Genomic DNA, 19,328 nt, shown 5'->3' on the forward strand with positions numbered 1-19,328 from the left:
GCTCAGAAAAAAAGAAAAAAACACCACCACCCCCCCCCCCCCCCCCCCCCCCCCCCCCCCCCCCCCCCCGCCCTCCCCCCCCCCCCCCTCCGGCGTTCGGGGGAGTGCCATGGGATCAGGCTCCGGCCCGTAGCCGGTGGCGGTGCCGAGCAGTCGTCAGGGCAGGGGGATGCGGTGGCGGAGGCGGTCTACGTCCGCCGGCTCGCCAGCTCGCTCACCCTGCTGTCACGCGCGCGGGAACGCGTGCAGTACATGGGCCGCCCTGTGCAGGGCGACCACCGTCTTGCCGGTGCCGGGCCCGCCCTGCACCACGGTCGCCCCGCGGTGGGCGGAGCGGACGATCTCGTCCTGCTAGGCCTGCAGCGTCGCGACGGCCGCGCGCATCCTGCCCGTACGGCGGGCCGACAGAGCCTCGGTCAACGGACCGTCCCCCACGGCGTCCTCGTCGGTCGGGGCGGTCCCGTCCTGCAGTTCGTCGCTCACCGAGATGACCGCGCCCTCCTCGAGGCGCTGGTGCCGGCGCCGCCGCAGGTCCATCGGGTGGACCGGTGTCGCCTCGTAGAAGGGCCGCGCCGCGTTCGCGCGCCAGTCCACGAGCAGAGGCAGGTCGTCCTCCTCCGTATGCAGGCCGATCCGCCCGATGCGCAGGCCGTGCCATCCGTCCAGTCGATGCGCCCGAAGGCCAGCCCCTTTCGACGCCCTCCAGCCGGCCGACTTGCTTGGCCAGACGCTCGGCGGCGATTTCCCTCTCGTATGCCTCGCCGGTGCTTGCAGCCGGGGCCTTCAGCACACTCGCTTGCTGTGCTCGCACCTCGGCGATCCGCTCGGCGAGCAAGTCGTACTAGGAGGACACATAACAGCCGGCCGAAGGGATCGGCCAAGAGGGGTGAGAGTGAGCTGCGTCGGCCGGCCGGCAGCCAGGCGCCGCCAGGGGTACCGATCTCTTGGCGGCGCCGGCGGACAGGAGGCGCAAGACGTAAATGGACACGTCCGACGGTCAGACAAGCACCGGAAGCCCATGGTGGAGACAGAATTCGTGGTCGAAAACCGTCTACCGCGTACTTCGCTCGCCTGTCGGCAAACTACCGCCCTGCCCGACGGGCTGGAAAAGGAAATTGAATCCATGGCGACTGGCCGTATGGCGCATTACGCATTCCGTCGCTCCGTATACCGCTCATCGCCTGCCTCGTGGGTGAGCCCACCCTTGCATGCCGGCGATGTTTTGCCGCGCTCGGGCAAAAAAAGGGGGAAGATCCGGCGAGGCGACCGGCGCCATCGAGCTCACCGCCAGGGGCATCCGGTCGCTACATCCTCGACGTGCTCAACGCCTTCCACCACGACCGCCTCGCCCAGCGCATCCGCGATCAGGCACCACGTCAGCCGCGGCGCCATCCGCCCCGCCGTCGACGACCTCATGGCCGAGCACACCGCCGATCGCCAGGACACCCCGCACCGGAGACCGCGGTCACCCTCGACATCCCGGGCAAGGGCCCCAGCCATCCTCCTTGCACCGTTCGATTCACAGAGCCATCGTGGCGGCGAGGGCGATTACTGCACTTCGGGTCCAGGAGCACTGGGCCTGTTGCCGCGTGGAGGGATCGTCGCTGGCGTGGTAGCCGAATGCTCCGTCCGTGTCTTGCTGGGCGAGGAGGAAGGCAATGGCGTCCTGGGTGATGCGGTGCCGGCCCCATCCTTCCCGGGCGAGGGTACGTACGGTTCCGGCGAGTTGACCGAGGTGGTAGGTCTCTGTGGCTTCGCGCAGGGACGCAGCGGACTGCAGAAGGCGCGACCTCTGCCCATGTGGTGTGGACGCCCGGGGGACGGCTGCGGCAGTCGATGGGCTGAGGAAGCCGAGGCTGATCAGTCGATGAACCCCTTCCGCAACATCGGCAGGCACGGTGGGAAGTGAGCTGACGACATCGGCGGTGCCCGTGAGGAAGGCGTCCAGGGACGGGCAGCCGACTCCCGCTCCGCGCAGAGCCAGGGCGAACTCACCGGCGACTTCCATGCCCTGCTCCTGCCAGAGGCCCGGGTCCGCGTCGGCGAGGAGCGCTGCGCACTGTTTGAGGGCCGGCCGGGCAAGGTGGTGTTCTCCGATTGCGGCGGCCCCGAGGGCAGCGGCCGTGACTCCGGCAAGCCCCACCCGAGGGTCCTGCGCCATGCTTCGGTCGCACAACCACACCACGGCGCGCCGCAGGGGCGACACCAGGGGCATGTCTGGAGCCGGGAGAGTCGGGCGGGGGCAGTCCACACGTCGGGGGACTCGTGCCAGTAGGCCGGCGAGGGCGGTGACGATGGTGGTGTGGTAGCCCTCTGCCCAGTGCCGGAACTCCTCGTCGCCACTGTTCAGTCCAGGGTGGATGATGCCTTCGGGCCCGTTCACGCGGCCGTTGTCTTCCTGGACCGATTCCAGGAAGGCCCATGCCCGGTCCGCCGCCTCGGAGGCGGTGACGCCAAGGCAGTACAGGCAGCACAGCAGCTCCCCGACGAGGTCGGCGTTGGCACGGGCTTCGGCCAGGACAAGGAGCGCTTCGATGAGTTCGACAGCCCTGCCGGAGTCGTGGCCGCGGGGCCATGCCGGCTTCCGCTGACCGAAGTCGGTTGCGTAGAAGAGCGTGTGGGTGATGGCGTAGATGTCGCGGTCGGCCAGCTTGAGGACGTTCGGGCGCCGGCACAGGAGGGTGAACGGCAGAACCGCGTCCATGGGCGGCAGATCGTGTTCGATGCCGCACAGGTACAAGGTGTGGATCAGGTCCAGCTGCCGGTAGGGGACCCGCTCGAACGCTGCTGCGTACCCGCCGTCGACGGCATGTTGGATGATGCGCCGAAACTCCGGGTCCTCACGGCCGCACAGCCGAAGCGCAGCGTATGTTCCCGCGTAGAGCAGGAGGGCCTGTTCGTCCCGCGCGATCATCTCGCGGTACGAAGGCTGGGCAGCGATGTCCTCGACCTGCTCGAAGATGGCCGCGAAGTCGCCGGCGAGAGGTGCGTCGTCGAGCCGGGCACGCAACCCCACCAGAAAGGCCGTCTCGATCAGCGCTTTGCGAGTGAACAGCACACGGTCCGGCTGGGTGGTGCGGGGGTCCAGCAGTCCCCGGCGCGCAGCGAGCCAGGCAACAGCCCGGTCTTCCACCGCGCGCCTTCGAGATGACTGGACGCCGGGCGCTTCTGGTTCCATCATCGAATCCTCCCGGCAGTCACCTTTATGAGGGCTGGTCAGGTCAGCTGTCCGAGGGCGTGGCCGCGTCCGCTACTTCGTTGGCGACGACCAGCACGTAGCGTTCCCAGGCCAGTACGTAGCCCGCGACATCGTCCAGCTGACTGACCTGGCCGACCACGCGCTCCAGGGGAACACTGAGATCGACCAGACCACTACTCCTGAGGAAATCAAGCGCTTTACGCGCATCGACCGGCGGCGGACAGGTCATGACGAACCTCCTGCTCGAAGTCCAGCATTTCCCGTCCACCATCCTCCGATTCACCACGATAGGGGAATACGCGGGAAATAACTCATACCATCACACGTAATGGCGAATCTGCTTGATCGAGCCCGGGAAAAAGTGACCGGGCCCGTGGTCGGCTGTCGCCGGACTCTGAAAAATGACCCTCAGCCAGTTCCTGGAAACCGACCCCTCTGATCATCCTGCGCGGCTCTATCGCGGCTCACAGCCGCGCAGGATGGACGCGATCAGGTCGTTCAGGCCGTGCTCGGCCAACTCCGGAGGCAGTACGCCGCTCACCGTCAGGTCGGCGTAGCCGTGCAGCGCCGCAAAGACCGGTAGCGCAACACGCTCCAGCTGCCCCTCGCGCACTTCGCCGCGACGTTGCCCGTCGCCGATCAGCTCCAGCAGGTGCTCGGACCACCGGTGGGCGGTCGCACCCACCGCCTCCGACGCCTCCGGGCTGTGCTTGACGGAGAACATCAGGTCGAGCAGTGCGGCGTTGGCGGCGCGCTCAACTCCCTCTACCCGGCCCTCCGGGACCTGCCCGGCGGCAGCTTCGTCGGCCCCGACGGCATGTTCGAGATGCGCGGCAACCCCGCCCTGGCCGGCCGCTCGGCGGCGGCCAGCGACCCGGCCACCGCCCGCCGCCTGTGGACCGTCTCCGAAGAGCTGACCGGCGTCACCTTCCCGGAGACGACCGCGGCAGTTCAGTCCTGAGCCTCCGGGAGCTCGGTTGAATTCGCGAGGTCGCTCGAACTCGCTGATCACGTGGCTCCCGAATTGCCTGCTCAATACAAGAGGGTGCTGAAGGTGGAGGACTGGGCGGAGATACGTCGGCTGCATCGAGCAGAGGGCGTGCCCATCAGGGAGATCTCACGGCGGCTGGGGGTGGCCCGGAACACGGTGCGGGCCGCGTTGAACTCGCAGCGGCCGCCGAAGTACGAACGGGCCCCGCGCGGACGGGTGGCGGACGCCTTCGAGCCGCAGATCCGCGGCTTGTTGAACGAGCGGCCGAGAATGCCCGCGCCGGTGATCGCCGAGCGGATCAAGTGGCCGTACTCGATGTCACCGCTGACGAAGAACTGGCCGAGATCCGGCCGCAGTACGTCGGCATCGACCCGGTCGACCGGGTGGCCTACGAACCAGGCCAGATCACCCAGTGCGACTTGTGGTTCCCGGAGACGAGGGTCCAGGTCGCTCCCGGCCGGCAGCGGGTCCTGCCAGTGCTGGTCATGACGCTCGGCTTCTCCCGGTTCCTGACCGCGGAGATGATCCCGACCAGGGCGGCGACCTCCCTGGCGGGCATGTGGTCGCTGATCAGCGGTATCGGCCGGGTGACGCACACGCTGGTCTGGGACCGCGAGGCGGCCGTCGGCGGCAGCGGGAAGGTGACCGCGCCGGCCGCTGCTTTCGCCGGAACGCTGGTCACGAAGATCAAGCTCGCGCCGCCACGCGCCCCCGAATACGAGGGCATGGTCGAGCGGAACAACCAGTTCCTGGAGACCTCGTTCCTGCCGGGACGGCAGTTTGCCTCGCCTACCGACTTCAACGAGCAGCTGGCCGAGTGGCTGGAGCGGGCCAACGCCCGCACCGTCCGCTCGATCCAGGGCCGCCCGGTCGATCTGCTGGAGACCGACCGCCAGGCGATGATCGCGCTGCCGCCTTTTGTGCCGCCGATCGGGCTGACCCAGCGGGTCCGGCTCGGCCGGGACTGCTACGTCCGCGTCGGCACCGTCGACTACTCGGTGGACCCGCAGGCCATCGGCCGGTTCGTCGACGTGACCGCGATGCCGGACACGGTCACGGCCGTCTGCGACGGCCAGGTCGTCGCCCACCACCAGCGGTCCTGGGCCAAGCAGGCTGTGGTCACCGACCCCGTCCACGCGGCCACCGCGGCCCGGATGCGCCAGGCCCTGGCCCTGGACCGGCAAAGACGCCAGGGGCAACCCGCCAGCACAGCGACGGCCATGCCGTCGCCCTCCGGGCCCTGCACGCCTACGACGCCCTGTTCGGCGTCGGCTTCGACCCCGCGAGCACGACGAAAGCGAGCAGTGAGTGACCACCACCGCACCGACGAAGGACGGCCTGCCGTCCATGATCGCCTACCTGACCGGGTCCTGAAGACCCCGGGGTGGGGCTGGCAGGCTGGACTGGGTGAGGGGGTACTGGCTGGGAATCCGGCGGAAGCGGCGTGTGCTGGCGCGGGTGCGGTGGGCCACGTGGCGGCTGGATCAGCGGGATCGGGAACGGCTCGGGGCGCCTTTCCCCGACCGTCACCCACCCGTAGTCCTGGATCCGACGAGGGTGGCGGCCGTGCTGCGGCGTGTCGCCTGCGACCTCGAAGAGCGGGCCCGCGCTCGCGCGGGTCATGACCAGCGGGGGCCGCGCGGCGCCTCCGCGCTGCCGGCCGCGGCCAGTCAGCTGGGCGGCCGCGAGGCGGCGCGGGGACCCAGGCGGGGGCAGCATGCGTGTCGTCACCGCCCCATTGCAGCAGCCGGATGGCCCGGCCGAGGGAGCCAATCGACCTTGGTTTCACCGGGCCAATCCGGCGTGCGGCCCGCCGTTCCACGGTCGGCCGCGGGTGCTTCCCGGGCCGGCTCGCGGGAGACGCCGGGGGCCGCCGCGGGCGCCCGGCCGGCCCGGCCGGGCGGCGCCGCCCGGCCGGCGGGGCGGGCAGCGGGGAAGGTCACACCGGACCGCCCTCGATCTTGTTGCATCGCCGCAGGTCAGAGCCTTGTCGGCGCGCGAGGCGGGCGTGCCGGAAAACATGGCCGCGGCGTTGCCATTTTGGGGGTTCATGAGAGCTCTCCGAGGGGCTACATTGAGGCACTCGCGCTTCACCTGACAGCCCGTTGCCTTTCACCCGCGTTTTGCGCGGGGGGCGACTCCAGGCGCGCAGACTGTGCAACCACCCCACCGCCCAGAAGGACCGAAGGCTCCGTGCCCGTACCCGTACTCCTCGCCGGCCGCTCCGTGCGGCTCGAGCCCCTCGCCCCGCACCACGCCGAGGCCTTGGCCCTGGCCGGGGCCGAGGATCGTACGACTTACGCCTTCACCCCCGTACCCCACGGGGTGCAGGCGTCCCACGAGTACATCGACCGCGCCCTCGCCGACCAGGCGGCCGGCCGATCGCTCCCGTTCGCGGTGGTCAGAGCCTCGGACGGCCTCGTCGTCGGCTCCACCCGGTTCCTGGAGCTGGACTACTGGCAGGGGCCGCTGGTGTGGCCCGCGGTGCCGGGCGTCCCCTTCGGCGATCCGCTGACGTCCGTCCCGGACGCCGCGGAGATCGGCAACACCTGGCTGTCCCCCGGTGCGCAGGGCACGGGCATCAACACCGAGGCGAAGCTGCTCATGCTGCGCCACGCCTTCGAGACGTGGGGCGTACGGCGGATCTCGCTGCGCGCGGACGCCCGCAACGTGCGCTCGCGGGCAGCGATGGAGCGGCTCGGGTTCACGCCCGAAGGGGTCCGCCGGGCGCATTCCCGGGGCCTGGACGGGGCGGTGCGCAGCACCGCGTTCTACTCGATCCTCGACGAGGAGTGGCCGGCCGTGCGGTCGATCATCGAGCTGCGGCTCTCGGCGCGGGCGCCGCGGCGGCGCCGGCGCAAGGCGCTCGTTCCGGCGTAACGCTCCTGCAGGATGGCTTCGTCTCCCGGCCGCCCGCGCGGCCGGGGGCGGCGCCTTCGGCAAGGACCGGCCCCAGAGCAGGCCAAGAGCTGGAAAAAACCGGAACTGGTCGCCCCGTAGGCTCATCCTTCGATCAGATCGTGATGACCGACCCCCGATGGGGCAGCACCAGCCGGAGAGCCAGCGCACATGTCGTACTCACCCGACGGCCAGTACCTGCAGTACACGGACCCCGGACCGGAACCGGAATCCGGTCGGCGCCCGCGCCGCGGCCGGCGGTGGCTCGCTGTCGGTGCCGCCGTCCTGGCCCTCGCCGGCATAGCCGCCGGCGCGATGTACCACTTCGAGATACCCCCCTTCACCGACAAGGGGAAGAGCGTCTCCTTCGGCGGCCCCGCCCAGGGCGGCGGGAAGGCGGGCGGCGCCCAGAGCGCCGGCTCGAAGGCCCTGATGCCGACCGGCCCGGCGGCCGAGTTCAAGAACTCGATGACCCTGCCCGACGGCACGCACGTCGCCGTGACCACCCTGGACGGCAAGAAGTCGGGCTTCAAGGGCAAGGTCTGGGTGTGGGCGCCCAAGGAGTACAACGACCCGAAGTACGCCAAGAGCGGCTTCCCCGTGCTGATCGCCCTGCCGGGCGGCGCGGGCTATCCGAACAACTACTGGATGGGCACCGACCTGGGCCTCCAGACGAGCATCGCCAAATGGTACGCCGAGGGCAAGAGCAAGCCGTTCCTGCTGGCCATGCCGGTGCTCAACCCCTCCGGGGACGAGAAGGGCATCTACTGGGACGGCTCCGACATCCCCGGCCAGCCCAGGATGGGCACCTGGCTCACCGAGGACGTCCCCGACCTGATGAAGGCGAATTTCCGCACGGTCAAGTCCCGTGACGGCTGGGCGTTCATGGGCTCCTCCACCGGCGGGTTCGCCAGCCTGAAGGCCGTGCTGAAGCACCCGGACAAGTTCAAGGCGGCGATCTGCTCCGGCCCCGACGTCGTGCCCGACTCCCCGCTGTGGAAGGGACACGACAAGGAGAAGGCGGCGAACGACCCGGGCGTGCTGGCCAAGAGCCTGATCGACAAGAAGGGCCCGGACGTCTACCTGGCCTTCCAGGTGGGCGACAGCGAGAACAACAAGAAGACGCTGCCGGACGTCGAGAAGTGGATCGCGACCTACGGCAAGGGCCCCGTCCACACCAGCATGCGGGTGATCCCGAACGGGAAGCACAACGCGAAGACGTACGTCCCGAGCATGGGCGAGGGCCCGATCCAGTTCATCAGCAAGGTCATGGAAGGGCCGGTGGAGTAGGCGCCGGCTCCCCCTCCCGCTCCCGCGGCGGCCCGCCGAACACCATCGGCGGGCCGCCGCCGTCCCAGGCGGGCCAGCCGGGGTCGCCGGTGCGGGCGAACCGGACCCAGGCGGCGTGCATCAGGTCCGCGAGCTCCTGGGGGGCGTCCGGTCCGGCCAGCCAGGACGCCTCCGGCGCCGCGAGGGTGTCGAAGACGAAGCCCAGTTCGAGGGCGTGGCAGGCGCCGAGGCCTGGGATCCCGGACGGCCAGGCGAACTCGTACACGAAGGACGGGGCCGGCCGGGGCGCCCCGGCGAGGCGGCGCAGCGGATCGCGGAGCCGGTGGTCGGTCAGCATCTGGCCGGCGTACGCGGCGGGACTCGCGCCGGGCAGGGCGCTGCGCAGCGTCCGCAGGGCGGTGCGGTCCTTGCCTGTGCGGGCCCGGGCCAGGGCGACGGCGAGCGGCCCCAGGCGGTCCAGCAGCCGTACGGCGCCGGTTGGCGCCAGCCACAGCCGGTACTCGTCGCTGGTCCAGCCGAGTAGGAGGGGGACGCGGGAGCGGGCCGCGGCGGGCAGGGGTTCCTCGGGCAGCGTGGCGGGGTCGGCGACGAGGCCGAAGGCGGGGCCGCCGGCGAGCGGGCCGGCGCGGCGCGAGGCGGCCTCCTGCGCGGTGAGCAGCTCGGGCAGGGGTACGGCGGCGAAGGCGGCGGCCGTCGCGGGCACCTTGAGCAGGGCGGCCATGCGCCGGACGAGGGCCCGTACGCGCTCGCGCGGGAGGACTTCGGGGGCGCCGCTCTGCAGGGCGGCCTGCGCGAACAGTCCGGCGGCCGGGGGTGCGGCGAGCAGGGCGCCGGTGCTGATGGCGCCGGCGGACTGGCCGAAGACGGTGACCCGGTCCGGGTCGCCGCCGAAGGCCTTGATGTTCTCCGCGACCCAGGCGAGGGCGGCGATCTGGTCGAGGAGGCCGCGGTTGGCGGGGGCGTCGGGGAACAGCCCGTAGCCGAGGACGCCGAGCCGGTAGTTCGCGGAGACGAGGACGACGCCGTCGCGGGCGAAGGCCGTGCCGTCGTAGACGGGGACGGCGGAGGAGCCGCGGGTCAGGGATCCGCCGTGGAGCCACACCATGACGGGCAGCTTCGCCGCGGGGTCCGGGGAGGGCGTCCAGACGTTGAGGTTGAGGCAGTCGTCGCCGGGGACGACCGGGTCGGCGAGGAGCGCGGCGAAGGTCGCCGAGTAGGGGGCCTTCGGGGCGGTCGGGCCGTACGCGCCGGCGTCGCGGACGCCCGTCCAGGGCCGCGGCGGCCGGGGCGCGGCGAACCGCAGCGGTCCGACGGGCGGCGCGGCGTAGGGGATGCCGAGGAAGGCGGCGGTGCCTCCGGGCCCGGTGCGGCCCTCGACGGCGCCGCCGGCGGTGGCGGCCCGGGGGCGGGTGGCGGCGGCGCCCGCAGTGCTCATGGCGTCCCTCTCGTCGAACCGGCGCGGGCGCCGTCCGGGTGGGCCGTTCCGCGCCGGGTGTCGCCCGTGCGCCCTCCGGGGCACGGTCGCACACGCGTGCAAGGGGTGACAAGGCGTGACCCGGCCGGGGCCGGCCCGGGTTGGACCGGCATGCCATGCATGCCCTTCCCGCGCGGGCCGCGCACCTCCCGCCCCGCCCTCTCCCTCGTCCGGGCCTGCGCCCCGGCCCCCCTGCTGCTGTTCGCCGCCACGGGACCGGCCCTGGCCGCCGCCGGCCAGCCGGACTTCCAGTACGTCGGCCGGGACGACCGGGTGCACGGCCTGACGGCTTCCGAGGGCTGTGTGGAGGCCCGCGGCGGCGGGGCCCGCGGCGTCACCAACAACACGTCGGGGACCGCTTACCTCTACCCCCGTCCGGGCTGTGCGGGCACTCCGGTCGAGGTCCTGCGGCCCGGGGCCGGCGGCCTGATCACCCCGTACTTCGACTCCGTCCGCTTCGATGTCACCGCGACGGCCCAGCGGCCGTGACCACCCGGCCCCGGCCGCGTTGTATGCCATGTCGAATGCCGCAGCCCCTGCGGCGCCCACACCTTACGAGGAGATCTTGATGTCGCGTATCGCGAAGGCAGTCGCCGTCACCGCTGCCGCTGGTAGCGCCCTGGCCGCCGGTGCCGGTCTGGCCGTCGCCGATGCCGGAGCGCACGGTGCGGCGGTCGGCTCCCCCGGTGTCCTGTCCGGCAACGTCGTCCAGATTCCGGTTCACGTCCCGGTCAACGTGTGCGGCAACACGGTGAACGCCGCCGGTCTGCTCAGCCCGGCGTTCGGCAACACCTGCGTCAACGCGTCCGGCGGCGAGCACACCGAGGGCTACGGCCACTGACCGGCCGTCCGGCCGGGTGATCCGGCCGCTGGAGGCCCCCGCCGTGCGGCGGGGGCCTCCTCGCGTCCAGGTAACGGGTGCGCGGGGAGGACGGCGGTCACTCGTAGCGGTAGAGGCTCCGGTGGTCGAGCATCTCGCGCGGCGTGATGTTCCACGGGGGCATGGGCTCGTCAAGGGAGATCACCCGGCCCCGCTGGAGGTCGCCCGGCGGCAGCGGTGCGGCGGGCAGGTAGCCGGAGCGCGGGTGCTGCCGCTGCCAGCGGTCCCAGAGCAGGTCGACGAAGGCGTGGTGCAGCCAGAACGCGGGGTCGTTGGGCGCGGTGCCGCCCGTCATGTGCCCGCCGATCCACTGGTGCACCTTGTTGTGGTTGCGCCAGCGCTCGGACTTCGGGGCGGCCCAGCCCTCCAGCTTGTTGCGGAACCCGCCGTCCCGGGCCGTGGAGTTCCAGGGGGCGGTGTCGTACACCGGGTCGTCCATGGCCCATTGGAGTTCCGCCCGGGTGGGCAGGGTGATCGGGTTCTGCGGCCGGCCCAGGTTGCGGGTGAGGAAGCGGGCCTCGGTGAAGCCGACCGTGATCTCCCAGTTGCCGGTCCGGTGGGCGTACGGGCCGGTCATGACCTGGCGGTCGCCCTCGCGGCCGGTGCCGCCGAGGAAGTCCTCCGCCCACAGGGAGGAGGCGGGGCTGCCGTCCGTGGTCCAGTCCCAGTACGGGATGCTGACGCCCGGGTCGACGCCCCGCAGGAGCCGCTCGAACTCCAGCAGGTAGCGCCGGTGCCACGGGAAGAAGGACGGGGACATGTGGCCGACGCGGAGCTTGCTGCCGCGGTCGGGCACGAAGTACTTGTCGTGCATGCGCACCAGCTCGTCGTACGCGCCGGTCCGCTTGAGCTCCAGCACGGCGGCGGTGAACCGCCGCTTCTGGCTGCTGGTCAGGTTCCGCTGGTTCTGCCGGGTGTACAACGCGGGCTCCTCGCCTTCCGTGCGTCAGCCGTGGTGCGGGGCGGCGAGGGCCAGCTGCGTCGTGCCGAGTTCGTCGACGGCGGCGCGGGCGAGCTCCAGGGGGGTCCCGTACGACTGGAAGTGGTTGATCCCGCTCAGGTAGCTGCCGTCGGCGCGGCGCATCACGTGCAGGGGGCGGCCGTCGATGCGGACTCCGGCCGCGGTGACCTCGATGTGCCGGCCGTTGTAGGTCTCCTCGGCGAGCGGCGCGGGGGTGACGGTCTGCCGGGGGCGGCGGGCGCGCAGGACGGGCGCCAGGGCCGCGGCGGTCCCGGCGAGGACCGTCGCGGTGAAGGCCGCGCGCAGGACCGCGCGACGGGTCGGTGGTGCACCGGCGGATGCGGCGTGCATGCGTTCTCTCCCTCGCTCGGTGGTGGGGCTACGGGGTCTAACGCCGCGCGGCGGGGGAGGTCACCTGGGCCGGAGGGACGGATGCTTGTAGAAGAGGGTCGTGGGGTGCAGGCGGCCGTCGGGGTCGGCGGCGTAGTCGGGGATGGTCCCGGCCTCGGTCCAGCCGGCGGCGCGGTAGAGGTGCTCGGCGCCGCTGCCGGTCTCGGTGTCGAGGAAGAGCAGGACGACGTCGGCCCGGGCGGCGGCGTCCTCGGCCTCGGCGAGCAGGGCGCGGGCGGTGCCGCGGCCGCGGGCGGCGGGGTGGACCATGAGCTTGCGCAGCTCCGCGCGGTGGCGGCCGTTGGGCTTGGTCTCGCGGGCCCAGGCGACGCTGCCGTCGACCGGCGCGCCCTCCGCGGGGCGGGAAACCCACAGGGCGAGGGTGCCGTCGCGGAGGGAGGGCAGCAGGGTCTCCCACCAGGCGGCTGCCGCAGCGTGGTCGAGGTCGGCGAGGAAGCCGAGGGAGGAGCCTTCGCGGACCACCGCGACGAGCAGGTCGGCCAGTTCGTCGCGGTGGGCCGCCAGCTCCGCGGAGGTGACGGGTGAGACGAGTGCGGTCATGGCCCGAGGATAGGAACCGGGCCGGGGGGTTCCGTGGGCGGGTCGTCCGCCGGCCGGTGCCGGGGCCGGGCGGCCTCCCCGGTCAGGGGGCGGGCAGGTCGGCGAGGGCGGCGACCGCGGCGTGGTGGTGGCCCGCCGTGCCGAGGGCCAGCGCGTCGGCCTTGGCGCGTTTGAGGTAGAGGTGCGCCGGGTGCTCCCACGTCATGCCGATGCCGCCGTGCAGTTGTACGCACTCCTCGGCGGCCCGCACCGCGACGCCCGAGCAGTACGCCTGGGCCACGGCGACCGTGAGCGGGGCGTCGGGGGCGTCCGCCGCCAGCGCGTCGGCCGCGGCCCGGGCGGCGGCGCGGGCCGCCGCGGTGTCGAGCCACAGCCGGGCCAGCCGGTGCTTGACGGCCTGGAAGGAGCCGACGGGCCGGTTGAACTGGTGGCGGGTCCTCAGGTAGGCCACCGTCCGGTCGAGGCACCACTCGGCGAGACCGACCTGCTCGGAGGCGAGCAGGCCCGCCCCGCAGAGCAGGGCCCGCTCCACGGCGGCGCGGGCGGTCGCCGGGCCGGCGAGCAGGGTGGCGTCCGTCCCGTCGAGGGCGGCGTCGGCGAGGGGGCGGGTCAGGTCCAGCGGGGTCCGGTGCGTGAGCCGGGCCTCGGAGGCCTCGACGGCGTACAGGCCGGTGTCCGCGAGGACCAGCAGCACGTCGGCGGCGACCGCGTCGGCGATCGAGGTGGCGCGCCCGGTGAGGGTCCCGCCCCCGGTGTCGCGGACCGCCGCCGGGAGCGGCGCCCCGGGGGCCTGCGTCAGCGGCAGGGCGGGGACGTACACGCGCCGGCCCGCGGCCAGTTCCGCCAGGTGCGGGGCCGCCGCGACCGGGTCGCAGCCGAGGAGGATCACGGCGGAGAGCACGGCGTGTGCCAGGTAGGGGGCGGGGGCGACGGCCCGCCCGAGCTCCTCCAGGACGACGGCGGCCTCGCGGGGGCCGGCGCCCTGCCCGCCGAGCTCCTCCGGGACGAGCAGGCCGGCGGTGCCGATCCCGGCGGCGAGGGTGTCCCAGAGGGCGGGGTCGTGGGGGCGGCCGCTCTCGGCCCGGGCGAGGATGCCGGCGGGTGTGCAGCGGGCGGCGAGGAGGGAGCGCACGGCGGAGCGCAGCTCCTCCTCGGTGTCGGAGTACCGCAGGTCGGGTGCGGCGCCGGGGGTGGTCATCGGGCCAGGTCCTTCCAGGGGACGTCCTTGTCGTCGCGCGGTTCGGCGGGCAGGCCGAGGACGCGTTCGGCGACGATGTTCAGCAGGATCTCGCTCGTGCCGCCCTCGATGCTGTTGCCCTTGGCGCGGAGGTAGCGGTAGCCGGCGTCGCGGCCGGTGAAGTCGACGGTGTCGGGCCGGGTCATCTCCCAGTCGCCGTAGTACAGGCCCTCCTCGCCGAGGAACTCCACCTCCAGGCCGCTGATCTCCTGGTTGAGGCGGGCGAAGGTCAGCTTCATCCCGGAGCCCTCCGGTCCGGGCTGGCCGGCGGCGAGCTGCTGCCGCAGCCGCTCGGCGGCGAGCCGGGCGACCTCCGCCTCGACCCACAGGCCGAGGAGGCGCTGGTGGAGGGCGTGGGTGCGCAGGGCAGGCCGCTCGCGCCAGGCGGCGGCGAGGGGGCCGATCATGCCGCCTTCGCGGGGGATGCGCATGCCGCCGATGGAGACGCGCTCGTTCATCAGGGTGGTCCGGGCGACCTCCCAGCCCTGGCCCACGGCGCCGATCCGGTGGGCGTCGGGGATGCGGACGCCGGTGAGGAACACCTCGTTGAACTCGGCTTCGCCGGTGATCTGGCGCAGCGGCCGGACCTCCACGCCGGGGGCGTGCATGTCGCAGACGAAGTAGCTGATGCCCCGGTGCTTGGGCAGCCGGGGGTCGGTGCGGGCGAGGAGGATGCCCCAGCGGGCGGTGTGGGCGCTGGAGGTCCACACCTTCTGCCCGTCGACGACCCACTCCCCAGCCGACTCGTCGAGGACGGCGCGGGTGCCGAGGGCGGCGAGGTCGGAGCCGGCGCCGGGTTCGCTGAAGAGCTGGCACCAGACCTCCTCGCCGGTCCACAGGGGGCGCAGGAAGCGCTGCTTCTGCTCCTCGGTGCCGTGCGCGAGGATCGTCGGCGCGGCCATGCCGAGGCCGATCCCGATGCGGCGCGGGTCGTTGTCCGGGGCTGCCGCGGCAGCGAGTTCGGCGTCGGCGGCGGCCTGGAGGGAGCGGGGCGCGCCGAGCCCGCCGAGTCCCTCGGGGTAGTGGACCCAGGCGAGTCCGGCGTCGAAGCGGGCGCGCAGGAAGGCGGTGCGGCCGGTGGTGGCGGGAGGATGTGCGGCGAGCAGGTCGCGGACCCGGGCTCGCACGGTGTCGGCGGTGGTCACGGCCGGGCGCCTCCGTCCCGGGCGGGGAGGACGACCAGCCGGCCGGTGGTCGCGCCGTCGGCGACGCGCTGGACGGCGTCGGCGCCGGCTGCGAGCGGGAGGCGTTCGCTGACCAGGGGCTTGACGGCGCCGGTGGCGGTGAGGCGGGTGAGTTCGTCGTGGCAGGCGCGGACGGCCGCCGGGTCCCGGAGGCCGTAGAGGCCCCAGTGCAGGCCCAGGACGGAGTAGTTCTTGACGAGGACGTGGCCCAGGGCAGGGGCCGGGACGGTCCCCCCGGCGAAGCCGACGACGACGATCCGGCCCTCGAAGGCGATGCACTTGGTGGAGGCGGTGTAGGCGTCCCCGCCGACCGGGTCGTAGACGACGTCCGCGCCGCGGCCTGCGGTGAACTCCTTGACGCGGGCCGGGATGTCCTCGGCGGTGCGGTCCAGCACCAGGTCACAGCCGAGTTCCTCCGCGGTACGGGCCTTGGCCTTGCCGCCGACGACGCCGATGACGGTGGCGCCGGCGGCCTTGCCGAGCTGGACGGCGGCGCTGCCGACGCCTCCGGCGGCGGCGTGGACGAGCAGCGTCTCGCCGGCCTGGAGGCGGGCCCGGCGGTGGAGGCCGAACCAGCCGGTCTGGTAGCCGATGTGGAAGGCGGCGGCCTCGGCGTCGTCGAGGCTGTCGGGGGCGGGCAGCAGGGCCGCGGCGGGGGCGGTGGCGTACTCGGCGAGGCCGCCGTGCGGGAGGGCGGGGTTGGCGATGACGCGGCGGCCGTCCTCCGTCTCCGCGCAGACCTCGACGCCGGGGGTGAAGGGCAGGGGCGGGCGGATCTGGTACTGGCCCCGTACGAGCAGGGCGTCGGGGAAGTTGACGGCGGCCGCGCGGACGCGCAGCCGCACCTCCCCCTTGCCGGGCACCGGTTCGGGGACGTCCTCGAGGCGCATGGCCTCGCGCGGTTCGCCGGTGGTGTGCACTCGCCATGCCTGCATCCGGGGCCTCCAGCCGCCGTAGGGGAACGCATCCCGCGGCATACTAAGCGGTTGCTTGGCTGTCTGGGAACCACGCATCCCCACAGGGCGCCACCCCCGGACCGGCGGGGGCGGCGCCTCGCACGGGGAGGGCTCAGCGGGAGAAGAGCTCGAACGTCACGGCCGGGCGGCCTCCGAAGCGGTCCGCGGCCTGCTCGGCGAAGCCGGTGAGGAACCCGCGGCAGTACTCCTCCGGGTCCTGGTCGGTGAGGGCCTCGATGTACGCCTTGTGCTCCATCAGCGAGGCGATGGACCGCTCCATGCCGGCCGTGGCGTCGGCGGCGTGGGTTGCCTGCGGGGACCCGGCCACGGCGATCCAGCGCACGCCGTTCCAGGGCTCCAGGCCCTGCGCGGTGAGCTCGGGGAAGATCCACCGGTTGCCCGCGTCGGCGGCGGCGTCCAGGGTGGCCCGGCCGACCGCCTTGTGGTCGGGGGTGTTCCAGAAGCCCCCGCCGTCCCGGCCGCCCCAGGTGTCGCGGTGGTTGAGCGTGATCAGCAGTTCGGGGCGGTGCCGGCGGATGGCGGCGGCGATGTCCCGGCGAAGGTCCAGGCCGTACTCGATGGTGCCGTCCCGGTAGTCGAGGAACTCGACGGCGGAGACGCCGACCACGGCCGCGCTCGCCCGCTGCTCCGCCTCGCGCAGCGGGGCGCACTCGTCGGGCGCCAGGGTGTCGATGCCCGCCTCGCCGCGCGAGGCCAGCAGGTAGGCGACCTTGCGGCCGCCGTCCGTCCAGTCGGCGATGGCCGCGGTGCCGCCGTACTCCAGGTCGTCCGGATGGGCGACGACCGCGAGGGCGCGCGTCCAGTCGGTGGGCATGGGCTCCAGCGGGGCGGGCTGTCCGGTCTGCGTGTCCATGCTGCGCACCCTATGCGAACGCACCGGCGGGGAACGGCAGTCGGGGCGGAGTGCCGTCAGGTGCGGCGCCGGGGGCGCGCCCGGCCAGCGCAGGACACCCCCGCGGCGCGGCGCTAGCCTGAAGGAGGGACCCCTCCTGTGGAAAGGTGGCGGGCTCATGAAGGTGCGGTGCAGCGGCCCCGTGCTGGCCGCCGCGGTGCTGGCCCTGGGAACGGCGGCGCTGCCGCCCGCGTACGCGGACGACATGGATCCGCGGGAGATCTACGAGAAGGCGGCCCCGGCCACGGTCCTCGTGGAGGGCGAGGGGGGCAGCGGCAGCGGCTTCGTCTACGACGCCGAGAAGGGGCTCGTCGCCACCAACGCCCATGTGGTGGAGGGGCAGGCGTCCCTGAAGGTCGTCGTCGGCGACACGACGCAGCCGGCCCGGCTGGTCGGCATCGACCCCTGCGAGGACCTCGCCGTCCTCGCGCTCACCTCCGTGCCGCCCGACCTGAAGGCCCTGGAGTTCGGGAAGAGCAAGGACGTCCAGACCGCCGACACCGTCACCGCCCTCGGCTATCCGGCGTCGATCGGCGGCGTGGGCCAGAAGGCCGTGTACACGGCCGGCTCGGTCCAGAACCCGCAGGTGACGAACGCGGAGCCGTCGACGTCCATGCCGCGCTAGCCGGCCATCATCCAGCATTCGGCCACCGTCAACCCGGGCAACTCCGGCGGTCCGCTGCTCAACGGGCAGGGACAGGTCGTCGGGATCAACACGCTTGCCAGCTCGGGCGACCTGCAGGGCCAGTTCTTCGCCATCAGCGGCGACCACGCCCGGCCGCTGCTGGACGGCCTCGCCGAGGGGGTCAGGAAGAACGACCCCGGGTGGTTCCTCATGGGGCTGGACGACCCCGACCTGTCGGCACAGTTCGAGGGGACGGACATCGACCCGGCCGCGGTGGAGAAGGCGCAGAAGCAGCTCATCGACTCCGGGGTGAAAGGGGTGTTCGTCCTCGGGTCCCGGACCAACACGCCCGCCGCCAAGGCGGAGCTGACGACCGGGGACGTGCTGACGGCCGTCAAGGACACGCCGGTCGAGTCGGTGGGCGGGGTCTGCGACATCCTCCAGTCCGCCTCCCCCGGCGAGGTGCTCCCGCTGCAGGGCCGGTTCTCCATCAACGCCGACGGCAAGGAGACGAAGTTCGGCGACGCCTGGGACAGCGAACTCACCCTGGACAAGGGGTCGACGACCACCGGCCAGTGAGGGATCCCGAGCGCCGGCGGGGGGGGCGGGCTGCGGACCCCCGGTCCGCAGCCCCGGATCCGCGGACCGGCGTCAGAACTCGACGACCGACCGCAGGACCTCGCCGCGCTCCATCCGGGCGAAGGCGTCCTCGACCCCGTCGAGCGGGATGGTCTCCGAGACGAACGCGTCCAGGTCGAGCCGGCCCTGGAGATAGAGGTCGATCAGGACGGGGAAGTCCCGCTCGGGCAGGCAGTCCCCGTACCAGGAGGACTTGAGGGCGCCGCCTCGGCCGAAGACGTCAAGCAGGGGCAGCTCCAGCCTCATCTCGGGGGTGGGCACGCCGACCAGGACCACGGTGCCGGCGAGGTCGCGCGCGTAGAAGGCCTGCCGGTAGGTCTCGGGGCGGCCGACCGCGTCGATGACGACGTCCGCGCCGTGGCCGCCGGTGAGTTCCTGGACGGCCTCGACCACGTCCTCGGTGCGCCCGTTGACGGTGTGCGTGGCGCCCAGCCCTCGGGCCAGTTCGAGCTTGCGGTCGTCCAGGTCCACGGCGATGATCCGGCCCGCGCCCGCCAGCCGGGCCCCGGCCACGGCCGCGCTGCCCACTCCCCCGCAGCCGATGACGGCCACCGAGTCGCCGCGGCCGACGCCGCCGGTGTTCAGGGCCGCGCCGAGGCCGGCCATCACTCCGCAGCCGAGGAGCCCCGCGGCGGCCGGCGAGGCCGCCGGGTCGACCTTGGTGCACTGGCCCGCGGCGACCAGGGTCCTCTCGGCGAAGGCGCCGATGCCCAGCGCCGGCGACAGCGGGGTGCCGTCCTCCAGCGTCATGGGCTGGGCGGCGTTGTGCGTGGCGAAGCAGTACCAGGGGCGGCCGCGCCGGCAGGCCCGGCAGGTGCCGCACACGGCCCGCCAGTTGAGGACGACGAAGTCCCCGGGGGCGACCGAGGTGACGTCGGGGCCGACCGCCTCGACCACGCCCGCCGCCTCGTGGCCGAGGAGGAAGGGGAAGTCGTCGTTGATGCCGCCCTCGCGGTAGTGCAGGTCGGTGTGGCACACCCCGCACGCCTGGACCTTGACCAGCGCCTCGCCCGGCCCCGGGTCCGGTACGAGGATCGTCGCCGACTCCACCGGTGCGCCCTTGCTCCGCGCGATGATCCCTCGTACGCGATGCGTCACCTCATACCCCGCTCTGCTCGGATCCGTCTGGA

17 protein-coding genes and 4 pseudogenes are annotated in these 19,328 nt (G+C 73.0%); 8 read left to right on the top strand and 13 right to left on the bottom strand.

Annotation, left to right across the window (positions count from 1 at the left end; genetic code table 11):
- Nucleotides 1-228: 228 nt before the first annotated feature.
- The 4 genes and pseudogenes from ACZ462_RS04140 to ACZ462_RS04155 all read right to left on the bottom strand — a co-directional run.
- Nucleotides 229-790: pseudogene (locus ACZ462_RS04140) on the bottom strand (ATP-dependent DNA helicase); the annotation flags it as partial.
- A gap of 729 nt (nt 791-1,519) precedes the next feature.
- Nucleotides 1,520-3,181 carry a DUF6895 family protein gene (locus tag ACZ462_RS04145; protein ID WP_467805014.1) on the bottom strand — a complete coding sequence of 554 codons (1,662 nt, stop codon included), beginning with the start codon at nt 3,179-3,181 and terminating at the stop codon, nt 1,520-1,522.
- Between the two features lie 40 nt (nt 3,182-3,221).
- Nucleotides 3,222-3,428, bottom strand: coding sequence for a hypothetical protein (locus ACZ462_RS04150; RefSeq protein ID WP_179175349.1), 207 nt, complete (start codon nt 3,426-3,428; stop codon nt 3,222-3,224).
- Nucleotides 3,429-3,653: 225 nt separating this feature from the next.
- Nucleotides 3,654-3,923, bottom strand: coding sequence for a TetR family transcriptional regulator C-terminal domain-containing protein (locus ACZ462_RS04155; RefSeq protein WP_467805012.1), 270 nt, complete (start codon nt 3,921-3,923; stop codon nt 3,654-3,656).
- 18 nt (nt 3,924-3,941) lie between these two features.
- Here ACZ462_RS04155 and ACZ462_RS04160 point away from each other — a divergent pair.
- From ACZ462_RS04160 to ACZ462_RS04175, 4 genes and pseudogenes are all read left to right on the top strand, one after another.
- Nucleotides 3,942-4,160 (top strand): annotated as a pseudogene (locus ACZ462_RS04160) (oxidoreductase); the annotation flags it as partial.
- 84 nt (nt 4,161-4,244) lie between these two features.
- Nucleotides 4,245-5,502, top strand: a pseudogene (gene istA, locus ACZ462_RS04165) (IS21 family transposase).
- A gap of 881 nt (nt 5,503-6,383) precedes the next feature.
- On the top strand, nt 6,384-7,070 hold the full coding sequence (locus ACZ462_RS04170; RefSeq protein WP_467805010.1) for a GNAT family N-acetyltransferase: 687 nt from the start codon (nt 6,384-6,386) through the stop codon (nt 7,068-7,070).
- A gap of 189 nt (nt 7,071-7,259) precedes the next feature.
- Entirely contained in the window at nt 7,260-8,378 is a 1,119-nt protein-coding gene (locus tag ACZ462_RS04175; RefSeq protein WP_467805009.1) for an alpha/beta hydrolase, read from the top strand.
- Here the strand turns inward: ACZ462_RS04175 and ACZ462_RS04180 are convergent.
- Nucleotides 8,356-9,813, bottom strand: a complete 1,458-nt coding sequence (locus ACZ462_RS04180; protein ID WP_468251334.1) for a carboxylesterase/lipase family protein — start codon at nt 9,811-9,813, stop codon at nt 8,356-8,358. The genes ACZ462_RS04175 and ACZ462_RS04180 overlap by 23 nt on opposite strands.
- A gap of 159 nt (nt 9,814-9,972) precedes the next feature.
- Here ACZ462_RS04180 and ACZ462_RS04185 point away from each other — a divergent pair, with 159 nt between their 5' ends.
- Together ACZ462_RS04185 and ACZ462_RS04190 are read left to right on the top strand one after the other, a co-directional pair.
- Nucleotides 9,973-10,341, top strand: a complete 369-nt coding sequence (locus tag ACZ462_RS04185) for a hypothetical protein (protein ID WP_467808210.1) — start codon at nt 9,973-9,975, stop codon at nt 10,339-10,341.
- Between the two features lie 79 nt (nt 10,342-10,420).
- The gene (locus tag ACZ462_RS04190) at nt 10,421-10,693 is read left to right on the top strand and encodes a chaplin (protein WP_467808209.1); all 273 of its coding nucleotides are present in this window, start codon (nt 10,421-10,423) and stop codon (nt 10,691-10,693) included.
- Between the two features lie 97 nt (nt 10,694-10,790).
- On the opposite strand, the gene ACZ462_RS04195 is transcribed toward ACZ462_RS04190, so the two are convergent.
- The 7 genes from ACZ462_RS04195 to ACZ462_RS04225 all read right to left on the bottom strand — a co-directional run bounded on the left by ACZ462_RS04195 (nt 10,791) and on the right by ACZ462_RS04225 (nt 16,895).
- Nucleotides 10,791-11,654, bottom strand: coding sequence for a tyrosinase family protein (locus tag ACZ462_RS04195; RefSeq protein WP_467808208.1), 864 nt, complete (start codon nt 11,652-11,654; stop codon nt 10,791-10,793).
- Nucleotides 11,655-11,678: 24 nt separating this feature from the next.
- On the bottom strand, nt 11,679-12,044 hold the full coding sequence (locus tag ACZ462_RS04200) for a tyrosinase family oxidase copper chaperone (protein WP_467808207.1): 366 nt from the start codon (nt 12,042-12,044) through the stop codon (nt 11,679-11,681).
- 60 nt (nt 12,045-12,104) lie between these two features.
- Nucleotides 12,105-12,644, bottom strand: a complete 540-nt coding sequence (locus tag ACZ462_RS04205) for a GNAT family N-acetyltransferase (protein WP_467808206.1) — start codon at nt 12,642-12,644, stop codon at nt 12,105-12,107.
- Nucleotides 12,645-12,726: 82 nt separating this feature from the next.
- Entirely contained in the window at nt 12,727-13,842 is a 1,116-nt protein-coding gene (locus ACZ462_RS04210) for an acyl-CoA dehydrogenase family protein (protein WP_467808205.1), read from the bottom strand.
- The gene (locus ACZ462_RS04215) at nt 13,839-15,026 is read right to left on the bottom strand and encodes an acyl-CoA dehydrogenase family protein (protein ID WP_467808204.1); all 1,188 of its coding nucleotides are present in this window, start codon (nt 15,024-15,026) and stop codon (nt 13,839-13,841) included. The genes ACZ462_RS04210 and ACZ462_RS04215 overlap by 4 nt, the downstream gene beginning before the upstream one ends.
- Complete coding sequence (locus ACZ462_RS04220) at nt 15,023-16,000, bottom strand: NADPH:quinone oxidoreductase family protein (RefSeq protein ID WP_467808203.1); 978 nt, start codon at nt 15,998-16,000, stop codon at nt 15,023-15,025. The genes ACZ462_RS04215 and ACZ462_RS04220 overlap by 4 nt, the downstream gene beginning before the upstream one ends.
- A 133-nt stretch (nt 16,001-16,133) precedes the next feature.
- Nucleotides 16,134-16,895 (bottom strand): PIG-L deacetylase family protein, encoded by a 762-nt coding sequence (locus tag ACZ462_RS04225; protein WP_467808202.1) that lies wholly within the window; start codon nt 16,893-16,895, stop codon nt 16,134-16,136.
- A gap of 244 nt (nt 16,896-17,139) precedes the next feature.
- Between ACZ462_RS04225 and ACZ462_RS04230 the strand changes: the two are divergent.
- A pseudogene (locus ACZ462_RS04230) lies at nt 17,140-17,652 on the top strand (S1C family serine protease); the annotation flags it as partial.
- A gap of 117 nt (nt 17,653-17,769) precedes the next feature.
- A complete protein-coding gene (locus ACZ462_RS04235) occupies nt 17,770-18,138 on the top strand; it encodes a PDZ domain-containing protein (RefSeq protein ID WP_467808215.1) in 369 nt (122 codons plus the stop codon).
- 72 nt (nt 18,139-18,210) lie between these two features.
- On the opposite strand, the gene ACZ462_RS04240 is transcribed toward ACZ462_RS04235, so the two are convergent.
- Nucleotides 18,211-19,296 carry an S-(hydroxymethyl)mycothiol dehydrogenase gene (locus tag ACZ462_RS04240; RefSeq protein ID WP_467808200.1) on the bottom strand — a complete coding sequence of 362 codons (1,086 nt, stop codon included), beginning with the start codon at nt 19,294-19,296 and terminating at the stop codon, nt 18,211-18,213.
- Nucleotides 19,297-19,328 lie beyond the last annotated feature (32 nt).

The sequence above is a fragment of the Streptomyces sp. NPDC031121 genome, assembly GCF_055570615.1.

Bases quoted from the DNA above. Each gene is read 5' to 3' on its own strand.
- ACZ462_RS04145 (WP_467805014.1), bottom strand. From the start codon at position 3,181: ATGATGGAACCAGAAGCGCCCGGCGTCCAGTCATCTCGAAGGCGCGCG.
- ACZ462_RS04150 (WP_179175349.1), bottom strand. From the start codon at position 3,428: ATGACCTGTCCGCCGCCGGTCGATGCGCGTAAAGCGCTTGATTTCCTC.
- ACZ462_RS04155 (WP_467805012.1), bottom strand. From the start codon at position 3,923: ATGTTCTCCGTCAAGCACAGCCCGGAGGCGTCGGAGGCGGTGGGTGCG.
- ACZ462_RS04175 (WP_467805009.1), top strand. From the start codon at position 7,260: ATGTCGTACTCACCCGACGGCCAGTACCTGCAGTACACGGACCCCGGA.
- ACZ462_RS04180 (WP_468251334.1), bottom strand. From the start codon at position 9,813: ATGAGCACTGCGGGCGCCGCCGCCACCCGCCCCCGGGCCGCCACCGCC.
- ACZ462_RS04185 (WP_467808210.1), top strand. From the start codon at position 9,973: ATGCCCTTCCCGCGCGGGCCGCGCACCTCCCGCCCCGCCCTCTCCCTC.
- ACZ462_RS04190 (WP_467808209.1), top strand. From the start codon at position 10,421: ATGTCGCGTATCGCGAAGGCAGTCGCCGTCACCGCTGCCGCTGGTAGC.
- ACZ462_RS04200 (WP_467808207.1), bottom strand. From the start codon at position 12,044: ATGCACGCCGCATCCGCCGGTGCACCACCGACCCGTCGCGCGGTCCTG.
- ACZ462_RS04205 (WP_467808206.1), bottom strand. From the start codon at position 12,644: ATGACCGCACTCGTCTCACCCGTCACCTCCGCGGAGCTGGCGGCCCAC.
- ACZ462_RS04210 (WP_467808205.1), bottom strand. From the start codon at position 13,842: ATGACCACCCCCGGCGCCGCACCCGACCTGCGGTACTCCGACACCGAG.
- ACZ462_RS04220 (WP_467808203.1), bottom strand. From the start codon at position 16,000: ATGCAGGCATGGCGAGTGCACACCACCGGCGAACCGCGCGAGGCCATG.
- ACZ462_RS04225 (WP_467808202.1), bottom strand. From the start codon at position 16,895: ATGGACACGCAGACCGGACAGCCCGCCCCGCTGGAGCCCATGCCCACC.
- ACZ462_RS04235 (WP_467808215.1), top strand. From the start codon at position 17,770: ATGGGGCTGGACGACCCCGACCTGTCGGCACAGTTCGAGGGGACGGAC.